This window comes from Leptospiraceae bacterium (assembly GCA_016708435.1).
Classification (GTDB): Bacteria; Spirochaetota; Leptospiria; order Leptospirales; family Leptospiraceae; genus UBA2033.
The window spans coordinates 345,885-358,901 of sequence record JADJFV010000034.1 but is presented as its reverse complement, the minus strand read 5'-3'; the positions used below and the strand labels follow the sequence as shown (position 1 = coordinate 358,901).

At 36.4% G+C, this 13,017-nt stretch carries 14 protein-coding genes and 1 pseudogene; 4 read left to right on the top strand and 11 right to left on the bottom strand.

What is annotated here, in order from left to right; genetic code table 11:
- The first annotated feature begins 75 nt into the window (after positions 1-75).
- Positions 76-1,043: pseudogene (locus IPH52_24450) on the top strand (fatty acid desaturase).
- 116 nt (positions 1,044-1,159) lie between these two features.
- Here the strand turns inward: IPH52_24450 and IPH52_24445 are convergent.
- Both IPH52_24445 and IPH52_24440 read right to left on the bottom strand, forming a co-directional pair.
- The gene (locus IPH52_24445) at positions 1,160-1,507 is read right to left on the bottom strand and encodes a type II toxin-antitoxin system VapC family toxin (GenBank protein ID MBK7058143.1); all 348 of its coding nucleotides are present in this window, start codon (positions 1,505-1,507) and stop codon (positions 1,160-1,162) included.
- A gap of 27 nt (positions 1,508-1,534) precedes the next feature.
- Positions 1,535-1,759 carry a hypothetical protein gene (locus tag IPH52_24440; protein ID MBK7058142.1) on the bottom strand — a complete coding sequence of 75 codons (225 nt, stop codon included), beginning with the start codon at positions 1,757-1,759 and terminating at the stop codon, positions 1,535-1,537.
- Between the two features lie 1,330 nt (positions 1,760-3,089).
- Between IPH52_24440 and IPH52_24435 the strand changes: the two genes are divergently transcribed.
- Positions 3,090-3,242, top strand: a complete 153-nt coding sequence (locus IPH52_24435) for a hypothetical protein (GenBank protein MBK7058141.1) — start codon at positions 3,090-3,092, stop codon at positions 3,240-3,242.
- A 388-nt stretch (positions 3,243-3,630) separates the two neighbouring features.
- Here the strand turns inward: IPH52_24435 and IPH52_24430 are convergent, their stop codons facing one another.
- The 4 genes from IPH52_24430 to IPH52_24415 form a co-directional block, all read right to left on the bottom strand.
- Positions 3,631-5,163: a DUF1566 domain-containing protein gene (locus tag IPH52_24430; protein ID MBK7058140.1), complete on the bottom strand. Its 1,533-nt coding sequence runs from the start codon at positions 5,161-5,163 to the stop codon at positions 3,631-3,633.
- A gap of 89 nt (positions 5,164-5,252) precedes the next feature.
- The gene (locus IPH52_24425) at positions 5,253-6,689 is read right to left on the bottom strand and encodes a caspase family protein (GenBank protein ID MBK7058139.1); all 1,437 of its coding nucleotides are present in this window, start codon (positions 6,687-6,689) and stop codon (positions 5,253-5,255) included.
- 332 nt (positions 6,690-7,021) lie between these two features.
- Positions 7,022-7,315 carry a type II toxin-antitoxin system RelE/ParE family toxin gene (locus tag IPH52_24420; GenBank protein ID MBK7058138.1) on the bottom strand — a complete coding sequence of 98 codons (294 nt, stop codon included), beginning with the start codon at positions 7,313-7,315 and terminating at the stop codon, positions 7,022-7,024.
- On the bottom strand, positions 7,308-7,481 hold the full coding sequence (locus IPH52_24415; protein MBK7058137.1) for a hypothetical protein: 174 nt from the start codon (positions 7,479-7,481) through the stop codon (positions 7,308-7,310). Before IPH52_24415 ends, IPH52_24420 begins: the two co-directional genes overlap by 8 nt.
- Before the next feature lie 253 nt (positions 7,482-7,734).
- On the opposite strand from IPH52_24415, the gene IPH52_24410 reads away from it, so the two are divergent.
- Complete coding sequence (locus IPH52_24410) at positions 7,735-7,971, top strand: UPF0175 family protein (GenBank protein ID MBK7058136.1); 237 nt, start codon at positions 7,735-7,737, stop codon at positions 7,969-7,971.
- A gap of 12 nt (positions 7,972-7,983) precedes the next feature.
- Positions 7,984-8,088 (top strand): DUF3368 domain-containing protein, encoded by a 105-nt coding sequence (locus IPH52_24405; protein ID MBK7058135.1) that lies wholly within the window; start codon positions 7,984-7,986, stop codon positions 8,086-8,088.
- A gap of 856 nt (positions 8,089-8,944) precedes the next feature.
- On the opposite strand, the gene IPH52_24400 is transcribed toward IPH52_24405, so the two are convergent.
- The 5 genes from IPH52_24400 to coxB are packed head-to-tail and all read right to left on the bottom strand — an operon-like array spanning position 8,945 to position 13,006.
- Positions 8,945-9,145: a hypothetical protein gene (locus IPH52_24400; GenBank protein ID MBK7058134.1), complete on the bottom strand. Its 201-nt coding sequence runs from the start codon at positions 9,143-9,145 to the stop codon at positions 8,945-8,947.
- Entirely contained in the window at positions 9,145-9,744 is a 600-nt protein-coding gene (locus tag IPH52_24395; GenBank protein MBK7058133.1) for a cytochrome C oxidase subunit IV family protein, read from the bottom strand. Before IPH52_24395 ends, IPH52_24400 begins: the two co-directional genes overlap by 1 nt.
- 13 nt (positions 9,745-9,757) lie before the next feature.
- Entirely contained in the window at positions 9,758-10,483 is a 726-nt protein-coding gene (locus IPH52_24390; protein MBK7058132.1) for a cytochrome c oxidase subunit 3 family protein, read from the bottom strand.
- On the bottom strand, positions 10,470-12,062 hold the full coding sequence (locus IPH52_24385; protein ID MBK7058131.1) for a cbb3-type cytochrome c oxidase subunit I: 1,593 nt from the start codon (positions 12,060-12,062) through the stop codon (positions 10,470-10,472). Before IPH52_24385 ends, IPH52_24390 begins: the two co-directional genes overlap by 14 nt.
- Positions 12,063-12,070: 8 nt before the next feature.
- Positions 12,071-13,006: a cytochrome c oxidase subunit II gene (gene coxB, locus IPH52_24380; protein MBK7058130.1), complete on the bottom strand. Its 936-nt coding sequence runs from the start codon at positions 13,004-13,006 to the stop codon at positions 12,071-12,073.
- Between the last annotated feature and the right edge of the window lie 11 nt (positions 13,007-13,017).

The window sequence follows — 13,017 nt, the reverse complement described above, 5'->3', positions numbered from 1 at the left end:
TGAAAGATTCAACTATAACCGAAAAACGCAACCACTCACTCAAGCCAATTTAAACTTAGCGAGTTAAAAAACTCTATTCCAGAAGATTTATTCGAAAGCTCTGTCCCTAAATCTCTGTTTTACTTCTTTTTAGATACAATTGTGATAGCGGGCTTATTTGGTCTTGCTGTCTATCTGGACTCCTGGCTTTTTTATCCTGTGTATTGGTTTTTACAGGGAACTTTTTTCTGGGCTTTATTCGTAGTAGGTCACGACTGCGGTCATGGTTCCTTTTCCGATTCAAAATGGATTAATTCTTTATTCGGGCATCTAGCCCACACTCCAATCCTTGTGCCCTATCATGGTTGGCGCATCAGTCATAGGACACACCATAACAACACTGGCAATTTAGACAAAGATGAATCCTGGTATCCACTTGCAAAATCAGATTATGAGAAACTGCATTGGACTTCTAAAATCTTAAGATATAAAATATTCCTAATCGTATTCCCGCTTTACCTATTTGTTCGCTCACCCAAAAAAGAAGGCTCTCATTTTTTACCAAGTAGCAATCTATTTACACCGAGCGAAAAAGGACAAGTAATCACAAGCACTACAGCCTGGATAATGATGATTAGCCTTCTTGCCTATGCAGGATTCCAATTCGGATTTTTAAACCTACTCAATTTATATATCATCCCCTACTTTGTCTTTGTTGTGTGGCTATCTCTTGTTACCTACTTGCATCATACCGATACTAAAATCCCCTGGTATAGAACAGCCAATTGGAATTATGTAAAGGTGCTATTTCTACAATAGACAGGTCTTACGGAATCTTCGAGCCAATCCACCACAATATAGGAACCCATGTAGTTCATCATATTTTTTCTAAGATTCCACATTACAATCTTAAAGAAGCAAACAAGCACTTAAAACAAAAGCTAGGTAGCTCTTATCATTTTTCTTCTGAATCTATCTTAAAGTCTTTTATAAATGCTTATAAATATTGCCACTACGTTTCCGATGAAGGGGATACGGTTTATTATCTGTCAGAGAATGATTAAATAGGTAGAGACAATTTATCCTAAAGTGGTAAAGATGAAAGCAATGAATAGGATAGGTGTTTTCACAGAATATGTCCTTTAATTTTTTTATTATCGACAAAGCTTATTTCTCAAAGTCATGTCTTAAAAAGTATCAGTTCTTTAATAAATTTATAATCTTGGATATTATAGGTGCAAAGAGGAATATTATGAGTAATCGCCGAAGCTGCAATGAGTGCATCAGGCATACTAAGACCGTGACTTAATTTGAATTCACTAATCAACTCAATAGCTTTTTGAGAAATAGAAAAATCTAAATGAAGTATATCATAATAGGATAAATTCTTTTTTAATTTAATCAGTTGAGATTTATTAATAGCGCCTTGATATACCTCCATAAGAGTAATGGAAGAAAGAATCGTATTATCGAAGCCTATTTTTTTTATCAAAGAGATTGCATCATTTTTTCCATTCAACGCGTCAATCAATACATCTGTATCTACCTATACCATTTAGAAATTTCTCTTCCAGATTTTTTTTCTTAGTTCAGGTAAATGAACGGGGGAATCCGCCCAAAGTCCAAAAAGAATCTCAGGGTTTAATTTCTTATTACCTTTTTGGATAATAGAAGGAGTCGGCGAAAGTTTTTTAGAATTCCTTGTCGATTGTAAAAGAAACAAGGAATCTTGTATCACTTTCCATTCTTCAGTATTTTCAATTTCAATTACAACTTTCATATTTTCTCCTCCTCATTTTACTATCTACCCCTTTCAATTTAAATCCTGTAAATACTTTTACAACTCTTTTATTTTTTCCTACAATTTCTTCTTAACCCCAAACACAATCAGATTTCCTTTTTCTTCTTTCAACTCTAGTGTGTAGTCCATCTCGAAGCTTCGCTTGGAAATAGTTCAAATCTTCCGCAGTAGATAAAGTCGGCGGTTGGTGAGCGGAGTCGAACTAATGTTGTCAACTTAAGGAAAGGAAAAAAAGAATTAACCACGAAGGGCACGAAGAACGCGAAGAAAAGATAGGATTTCATTACAAAATCCCTTCGTGATCTTCGTGCCCTTCGTGGTTAAAATTTGATGACAGCATTGGGAGTCGAACCATTGGTCTCATTAAGTAATGAATCTACAACTTTCTCATATTCCCATCCAAAAACTGCATAATCTTTGTTATCCGCGTGTCCTTGATTGCTTCACATGCCTTATTTAGGATCAACAGAGGCTTGTTAGAAATAAGAGAAGTGTTTTCATGAGAAGGTGTCCTTTGTTGTTAAATTTTATTTCCTCGAAGGAGTGAACCAAAGAAGGTGAAGAAACGTTTCTTCGCCTTCTTTCGTTCGAATACAATTTCCCAAAGATCACAAAATCCCTGCCTGCAATATCGCGTGCGACCATTGGCGTTGACCACATTCGTATTTGAACCCGGCTCTAAAGAGACCGGGCTATGAGATTATATTTGCGAAGGCTACAGGCTGTTATGTTTCCTTTTTCGTCTTTCACTTAACATTCAGAATTGCTTCTTTGATTACAAAGTAAAAGCACCGTTCTGCCATTCTTTAAAAGCATTTGACTTTGCAATCGTTTGAATGATTTTCTTTTCAAAAAATAATTTTCCGATTGCAATTCCTACTTTAAATCTCAAAACTGAATCTATGAATCAAGCTATTCAATTAAATTCCAATATTCTAATGATGGAGAGTTGTTCTTAAAGAACGTTTCCTTAAAAAGAGGACAGGAAGTAGAAATTATTATTTTATTTAAGAATAATGAGAAAAAAAAAATCTTTAACTAAGACTACTCCCAAAAAAGAAATTACATGAATCTAAATATATGACAGGTAAAGATATATTGAAAGCTGCTGGTCTCTGGGCTCATCGATCTGATATCGAAAATAGTGTAGAGTTTGTCCAAAGGCTAAGACAAACAGAAAATGAGAGAATTTTTAAATGATCCTTTTGGATACAGACATACTCATAGACTCTTTAAGAAATTATCAACCTGCATTGGATTGGTTTCGCGAGAATGAAAATGAACAATTTATTCTGCTGGATATGTATATATGGAGCTAATAAAAGGTTGCCGTTCTAAGAAAGAAATTGAATCCATCACAAAGAAATTTGGTTCCTTTGATCTTTGGCTTTCTAAGGCATTGCGAATTAGCATTACAAAGTTTTGCCAAATCACACCTAAGCAAGGAACTGGGAATTATTGAAATATTAATTGCCTCAACAGCCACTATCTTTAAATTTACCGCTTCATACTTTCAATTTAAAACATTATTCTGGAATTTCTAAATTAAAAACAATACAGCCCTATTCGAAATTAGAATGATCGTAAAGTCAATTCATGAATTGTCTCTACGTCGTCATGTTGTAATGTCTCTACAATTTTCTTCTTAACCCCAAACACAATCAGGTTTCCTTTTTCTTCTTTCAGCTCAAGTGTGTAGTCCATCTCGAAGCTTCGCTTGGAAATAGTTCAAATCTTCCACAGTAGATAAAGTCGGCGGTTGGTGAGCGGAGTCGAACCATTAGCCTCACCTTAAGACGATGTCAAGACAGATACCCATATATAAGAAATAAATTACCAAATGTCCAAGACTACGGTCCGGAAACACAACGTACATAGACGTTACTTGTCTTATTGATGACGTTGACAAGGCCATTGTTGAAATAGACGAACCACGCATTGGGAGTATTTGGCGCGTAGGTAGTAGACGACCAATAATTGTTGGCGATAGTATAGCTTGCAAAAATTGTGTGAGTCGTCGGAGAAATAGAACCAGATACCAAGGTCGCCAACTCTGATTTCGTTGGCAGTCTCCAGTTTGAATTTCCTCCTATTGAAAGTGTATCGCAATAGGATATGGAATTTGCCCAGTTCGCAGTTGTGCGACCACCGGAGCAAGTTGTTCCAGTTTGTCCCATATTGCATTTTTGCCAGATTAGGTTATTCACCGTATCTGTAATTGTTTCATCTAAAGCAGTGCCACCAGTGTAAACTGCATTCGTAGTTGTTGTATAAGTCTTATCAATATCTAAAAGCACAGATTTTGATACAGTTGCCATTCCATTTGAACTGGCAGTAATAGTTAGGGTTTGAATATTACTATACAAATTAGTATCCAATAGAAGGTTTGTGATACTATTGATTTGAACTATATTCTGTGTTGTGCTATAATTACTAGGTGTAAAGTTCAAGGAAGAAGCGGTAGTAGTTCCATTAAAAGTTAAAGAGGCAGTTACTGCTATTGTAACATTAGCTCCAGGTTGATAAGATAGTTTGGCTGTGATATGCTCTCCATTATATATAGAAACAGTAGATGGAATTACAATTGAATTTTCCCTGTAAGTAAGAGTTAGAAAGTTAGTAATTCCAGATGTGCTTCCAGTGATTTTTACATTTTCTGAAATCGTATTAGTATCAATCGATCCAGTTAACCCTACAATTTGTTCCGTGCTCCAATTATCTTTTGTAAATGTCAATTGTCCAGTATCGACAGTCAATCCTGTATAATCAGATGTTAGATCAATTTTAATTGTTTCATATGGCTTGACAGTAAGTTTCAAATTAATACTTCCCTTATTTCCTTCCTCTACAAAGCTATTGTCTGTCGTTATACTTACCCAATTCCCAGTTACATCTTTGTTTGTTATTCCGAGCGTCTTTGCTTCCAACTCGCCTGAACTACTTAGTGTAACATTTCCTTTTTCATCCACCAGATTACTGTCAATCAATGCTGATACTGTAAAGCTCTGTTCTACCGTGGAATTATCAGGGGTAAAGGTAAGAGTAGTAGGATTTACTTCTAAAGCAGGAATATCTGTTTTGATTGTAATTGTTTGTGTTGTATTACTCTTTACAGCCAAACGAACATAAATTGTCTTTGAAGTTCCTTCATCTATTGATGTTACTACATCTCGCATTGCGAAAGTATTTGTGGTTTGATTCGCATTTCCATTAATTGTTTTACCGAATGTATCCAACAACTGCATAACCAACCCGCCCGCACCATCGGTCGGATTATTGTATTTAACCATAGGGCAATAGGTAAATAATCCGATGATGAATAATATTGTTACTCCAAGGAATTTTGAATTCTTAATCTTGAATTTTGAATCGTTCGTGTTCATAATTTTTTTCCTTTTTTGTTTGTTAAATTTTTGTTTCTATCATATATTTCCCAAGGGCGTGGGTTAATCCACGCCCTTGGGAAAGCACATCAAAATCTCCAATACCACTCCACATAGTTCCTCGTCTCAGAACTTGGCATTCCTACTACAAAGCTTTGTGATGACAGGGAATCTCTCTCGATATTAAATTGAAGTCCTGATGTTTTAGGTTCTGTGGGCAAATCAGTCAAAACCCCTGCGTCTATTACATTCCAAATCCAAAATCCAACCAATAAACCAAGGCTTATCATGGAGGCATTACCAGCCTTTTCTAAACTGCTTTTTTTGTTTTGTAAGTTCATGTAGGTAGGGAGAAACAAACTTCCTGGAATCGCAAAAGCTCCAGTATACGCTGATTGGGCTGCACTTAATTTGCTCATATTGGAGGCATGAAGACCTAGAAAGCCAAGGCTAATTACAAAGTAAGAAATTCCCCGCTTCTTGGCTCCGCTATTGTATTGCCCCCAACCGGGAACCAATGCAGAACGCCATACATATCCAATGCGAGAAGGAACTACTACCTTTTTATCCGCAAGACTTACTTCAGGCTTACCAGCAACAGTGATTGCCAAGTCACCTGTTCTTTCTCCATAGATTTTAGTGAATGGTTTTTGTTGTTTGTTCTTTTTTATCGACCAATCCCGAACGCCTTTTTCGACAAACTGCTGTAATTCTCCGAAGGATACTACACCATCATTGTTGTCATCTGCTCTGCCTTCCATTCCATAAATCAAATTCTTTGTAAATACCCCGTAGTCGGAGTCGTCGTCTTCATAGCTGTAATAACCGGACTTCGTCGAATAGAAAGTAGCCGCAACTTCTGCTTCTGTATAGATTTTTTCTTTAATGCTGTCTCGTTCGGAACTTTTTGAGGTATATAATTTATCCCTACACGCATCTAGCACAAGGAGAGATTTTTTGATTTTCTTTTCTTTGAATTTTTTGACTATCCAATCTACTCTGAGAGAAGTATCAAATTTTTTATCCGCTACCGTATCTGCTGTTACTAAAAATCCATTTTCATCGTAATCAGAAATTCCATGTCCTGAAAAGTAGAACACGATTAAATCATCTGGAGTTGTAAATCGTAGAACACTTTCAATCTTTTCTTCTATGTTTAATTTCGTCGGATACAAATGCTCTGGATCACTTCTGACCACATCATCTGTCATTACAAAGACTTGGTCAAACTGCCCAATGTCTTTTAGAATCTTTCCGATTCCCTTCGCATCATTTCGTGCCTTAGACAAATCAGAAATTGCCGTATCATTGTAATCATTGATTCCGATGATTATCGCATAACGCTTTCCGTTATTGATTGGAACACCTTCTTCATCAATCTCAGTTAGCTTCATGCCTTTCGATTTGATGTGGTAGGCTTTGGTTGGTTTTCCTTTCTTTTCCTGCGAATAGACAGGGAGATAAAAGAGTAAAGTGATTAGAACTATGCTATTAAATAAAAAATAGTATTTAGATTTAAAGGTCATCGTTTAGTTTTCCTGCATTTTTTGATTTGAAACTATTTCCATTATTGAAAGTGGCAAAAGAGAGTTGAAAACGAATTAAAAAATACTAGCATCTACCCGATCACCTAACTTTTCCCATAACCAATTATCGCATATTCTTCGAAGATTGTAAATACCTCAAATTGGGTAGATTTATACGTTTTTTGTAAGCCGATCTACCCAATTTTAGGTAGATGGAATGGAAAAAAATGGGAATTTCTAGTTATGGAAATGGTTTCATTGAGTAGTAAAAAGGTAAATGGTGATTAGCTGCTGGGTTAGTAAATGGAGGAAAAGGGAAATTCGAATAACTGTTAATCTAAATCTTTTAGAATTTGAGCAGTATGAAAGATTGCGGCTATTTCTATTTTGTCGGTCTTTATTCTATATACGATTCTGTAATTGCCATAGCGTCTTTCACGTAGTTCACTTTGATTGTATTCGGGAACAATTCTACCAGATAACGGAGATTTGCCTATTGCTTCTATTTTTTGAAGAATTTGTGATATTACATTTTTAGCATAGATGTTAGAATCTTTAGCTATATAATCTCTGATTCCTCTGAGATGGTCAATTGCTTTAGGAGACCAGTAGATATTTTCAGGCATAGAGAAATTCTTGCACTACTTGTGAATGAGGGATACCTTTACCTTCATCCAATTGTCTTAAAGAAGAATCGATAACTAGTTTAAAAAATAACTCTTCCAATATCCTATCTAGGGATACATCTTCGGGTAGAGACTGAATCATTTCTATTACTTGTTCTTTTATCATAACTTTTACCTTACCCAAGGTCATTCTAAACTGGAAAAATAAAATAGCAAGGAGTTTTAATAGAGATCATTGCAAAAATCCAATCGGGAATTCTACTAAGACTAAATGCGGGATACTATTGCAATATTAGCCTTCCCCCCGACCAATTTCCAAATTGGAAACGGCCAATCTATCCAATGACAGTCTGTTCTTTTAAGTATCTCATCAAGCAAAATTACTTGACTGGCTTCTAAAATTGATTACTATGAAACTAATGTCAGTCTTAATCTCATCAGAAATTGTAAATCAAACTGGAATGTCCGAACAGGAATTTCTAACGGAAATTTCTGTTTTGTTTTTCCAGATGAATAAATTGAGTCTGGGCAAAGCTGCTAAGCTTTGTGGGTTGCATCAATTCCAATTCCAAAAGATTTTAGCTACCAGAAAAATTCCCATTCACTATGACATAGAAGATTTAAAACAAGATCTAATACATTTACAGAAAATATGATAACAAAAGCGTGTGGTAGAACGAGTTATGCCGCTACTAGATGCACTACGAAAGGATGCAGGCTTTTGGATTAGTGATGTGCTGTATCATGATATACTAATGCAAGCTGCTGAGTAAAAAATTAGACGTTATCCATTCCTAGCAATTAACCCCACATCAAAGACACTATCAACAATTCTATGAATGATGCTATCAAAGATACTCTTAAAATTTCACAAGTATCTTAGACATTAACATTGACATTATCTTTGATACTATCATTCATAAAACCAAAGCTACAGGTTAAGTAAAATTTTTTGAATACTTAAGAAAACAAAAGCCCTGTTCTAAAAATAATTTTCCCTGTTTCAAAAATAAAAAACTTCATTGAAATTTTATTTTTTTTCAATGAAGTTCTGTAAAATTACATTGAAATTCTCGAAAATTTCAATGTAATTTTTATTTTTTTCAATCTAATTTTTTAAATTTTCAATGAAGTTTTTTATTTTTAGCCATATGTTTTGTAGATTTAAAGGCTAAGCGGTAATGAACAGAGGGGACTGTGTAAAAGCATTCTTTTTACCACGAAGAGCGCGAAGGACACGAAGAAAAAGAGAAAATTTCCTAGGAAATTTTGACCTTCGTGAACTTCGTGCTCTTCGTGGTTTATTAAAATCTTTGTTTTTACACAACCCCTGAGTATAGCGAGAATCTCTACTTCTTGAGATCCCCGATATCGCTCAATGTCATTAAGTTAAGGAAAACTAAGAAAAATTTAACCACGAAGGGCACGAAGAACACGAAGAAAAGACAGGATTTCTTCATAAACCCCTTCGTGAACTTCGTGCTCTTCGTGGTGAAAAACTCTTATCTTAATGACATTGCCCGATATCGCTTGGCGGTAGTGTGAGCGAAGCGAAAGGGCGGAATTTCGGGGATGACAAATGAAATATCTGTTACACCGAACTGAAGTTAGTTAGGAAAGCAAAGCAATTTAGTATTTAAAGTTTTTTAATTCTTCTTCGCTCAGGCGATCAAAGGTTTGACCGCATTTTTTGCATTTGAATTCGAGGGAAATGGGAACGGCAGATACTCCAAAGAGCAGAAGAAAAATAGACATCTTAGAATACTTTCTACTTTCTTCTGCATCCAGGGATGCTCTATCGGTTCCGCAGTTGCAGGTAGGATTAGGCATTAAAACTTAGGAAATCCTAAAATTGGTTTTACTCTCGTATAAATATCGATAACACTAAAAGAGAATAAAATCAGTAAAAAGAAAAAGCCCGAGCCAAAAATAACCTTGTTCATTGCGTTATCATACTTCAAATGCATGAAGAATAACAAGACAAAGCTTGCTTTGATCGTTGCAACGAACATGGCAATCACAGTATTCCAAGGTCCGAAATCTAGCTGTGCTACTCCAACAGTAATGATCGTTCCGACAGCTAATATAGCTAAAACGCCTGTGTAGACAGAAATTGGAATTATATGGTGGCCATGTTCTTCGTGTTTATCTATTTTTTTTTTTCCGAATGTTCCGTCTTCGATTGAATCAATGGTTCTCTGCACATTTTCTAAGGCGGGAACCATCGGTCTAATCATTGGAGAATCACCCTTATCCTTGATAAGAGCTTTAATCAAGCCTTTCTCAACGATTTGAGAATACAGACTTCCAAGAATTGCAGCTAATTCTAAGTTCACAATAATCCCCGGTGCAAGTCCTAAACCAAATAAAGGAACTAAAACACAAACACATGCTATAAAATACAGTGCGTAATTTACAAATTCTTCCATAGTAATTTCCTCATTAACCTACTAAATATAAAAGTGGGAATAAATAAATCCAGATCAAGTCTACAATATGCCAGAATAAACCTACACCTTCAACAGGAGTGTAGTATTCTGAGCCAAAGTCGCCCTTCGCTGTTCTTATCATTACCCAAAAAATCAAACAAGCTCCAATGATTACGTGAAAACCATGAAGACCTGTCATTACAAAGTAAAATCCAAAGTATAAGGGAGCAATCTTTTTTAATGCTGCAATATCAATTTCTTGATAAGCCGAAGATGTAGCTTGCATATTCGTAGCAAAATCTGCTACCTTTTGCACAAACTCAGGATTGTTAAAAAACTTACCCGGAACAAGTCCTAAATGAATCTTATGATTGTATTCAAAGAACTTGACAGTCATAAATCCAATTGCACAAAGAATTGTAAGCGCAAGACTGATCACAGCTTTCTTACGCTCATTCTTTTGGTTGAAGTAAATCCCCAAAGCCATTGTAAAAGAACTCGTAATAAGAAGGAATGTATTGATCGTTCCCATCTTCACGTCGAGGTAAGAACTTCCAACATGAAACACAGGTGCATACAGTGATTTGTAAATCAAATACGCAACGAACAATCCACCGAACATTAAAATTTCGGTAACCATAAACAGCCAAATACCCTGCTTGGCTGAAGAATATTGATGCTCAGCACTGTCAAAGTGGTGAGCGTGATGAAAATGGGATTCTGTTTTAACGGTACTCATACGGACCTACACTTACTACTGGAGTTTTTTCAAAATTTTCATGGTGAGGAGGAGAAGTAGCTAACCACTCTAAAGTAGTTCCGCCCCAAGGATTATTCGAAGCCTTTTCGCCTCTCAAAAGCCCATCTATAATAGCATAAAGAGCAATTAAAAATCCAAATCCAATGAGCCAAGACCCAACTGTAGAGACTTGATTCAAAGATTCATACTGTGGAAGATAGTCGAAGTATCTTCTTGGCATACCCATCGCACCTAAGATGAATTGTGGGAAGAAGGTAACATTAAAGCCAGTGAAAATAAACACCCAAGAAACTCTCGCAATGCTATCTTTACAAATCTTTCCAAACATTTTAGGAAACCAATAGAAGATTCCACCGGTAAATGCCATCAGTGTTCCCCCAACCATTACATAATGGAAGTGAGCCACTACAAAATAAGTATCGTGAAAGTGAACGTCCATTCCAAGAGTTGCAAGCCAAACACCTGTCAATCCACCGATTGTGAACAAGAACATAAACCCAATCGCAAAAAGCATAGGAGCATCTAGCTTAATAGAACCCATATACATCGTTGCAATCCAGTTAAAAAGTTTTATAGCAGTAGGAACTCCTACAAGCATTGTGATAATAGAGAACATGATACCAGCAAATTCTGATTGGCTACTTACAAACATATGATGTCCCCAAACAATAAAACTTACTGCCGCAATCGCTAAGCTTGAATAAGCAATCGCAGTATAACCAAACACAGTCTTTTTAGAATAAGTAGCAATTAACTCACTGATAATCCCCATCGCAGGAAGAACCATGATATAAACAGCAGGATGAGAATAGAACCAGAAGAAATGTTGAAACAATACTGGATCTCCCCCTAACGCAGGATCAAAAATCCCAACGCCTAATGTCTTTTCAGCGATTAGGAGTAAGAGTGTTATACCTAATACCGGAGTTGCTAATACTTGAATGATCGCAGTCGCGTAAGTTGCCCAAACAAAAAGAGGAATCCGAGTCATTGTCTGACCTGGCGCTCTCAATTTATGAACGGTTACGATAAAATTAAGACCTGTTAAAATAGAAGCCATCCCCATTGTGAATGCTCCGAGCACTACAAAGATTACTCCGTTTGGTTGTCTGATACTATAGGGAGTGTAAAATGTCCATCCTGTATCCGCTCCTCCAAAAAACAAAGAAGCAAACGCAATGATCGCACCCGTCATAAATACATACCAGCTAGCTAGATTTAGTCGAGGAAATGCAACGTCCTTTGCGCCTATCATAATTGGAATTAGAAAGTTACCAAAGATAGATGGAATGCCAGGAACGATTACCATGAAGACCATAATCGCCCCATGAAAAGTCATGAGTCGATTGTAAGTCCCTGGATCAATGCCTAGTGTTGGACCGGCTGTAAATAATTCCATACGGATTAAAAGGGCAAAAATGCCCCCAATTAAGAAAAAGAATAGAATTACAATCAAATACATGATTCCAATTCTCTTATGGTCAATCGTTGTTAGCCAAGACCATAAGCCCTTCTGATGATTCAAATAATCATGACTATGTGTTTCTGTATGCGCCATGTGAACTCCTACTTTAAACTCTTGATATAATCAATTAATGCTGAAACGTCTTCTTCTTCGATTTGCCCTTTGAAAATAGGCATCGCTGCTGGATAGTCTTTCACAATCTTGGCACCGGAATTCAGAATTGACTCACGTAAATAAGCATCATCCGCCACCGCAGAGCTACCATCTGCAAACTCTCTTTTTGCTCCAGATAGTCCCTTCATGGTAGGTCCTACAATTCTAGTTCCATTGACAGAGTGACATGCTGTGCAACCTCTTTCAGTGAAGATTTCTTTTCCTTTATCGGCTAATCCACCACCACTTGCTTCTGGGACATAGGCTCTAACCCAAGCATCATATTCTGCCTCTGGCATTACATTTACAGTGGCAGGCATATTGGAATGCTCTAAACCACAATACTCAGTGCAGAAAACTTGGAATTGTCCTAACTTGGTTGCTTTGAACCAAAGGTAGGTGTATCTTCCAGGAACAACGTCTTGCTTGTTTCTAAATCCAGGGATAAAGAAGCTGTGTAAAACGTCACCCGATGTCATAACCAATTTAATTGGTCTATTGAGTGGGACATTGAGCATTGCAGCATTTGCTGGCTTAGTGCTAAACGCATAACCATTTTTATAAGTAAATCTCCAAACCCATTGTCTACCTGTAACGTGAATCTCTTCCGCATTCTCAGGTGGAGTGCGATAGTCATCGTAAATGAGTTTTCCCCAATAAAAAATTACCATCATGATAACGAATGGAATAAAACTCCACAAAAACTCTAAGAGATTGTTATGGGTTATATAAGCGGTTTTATCATTTGCACTGCGGCGTTTGTACTTGATGATAAAAGCAGTCATTCCGCCAATTAAAATAATAAAAGAAATCAAACTAGAAATTAGAAGGAAAATATATAGATTATCCACATTTCCCGCTAACTCAGTTCCCTCGACCGGCATAAAGGTATTAG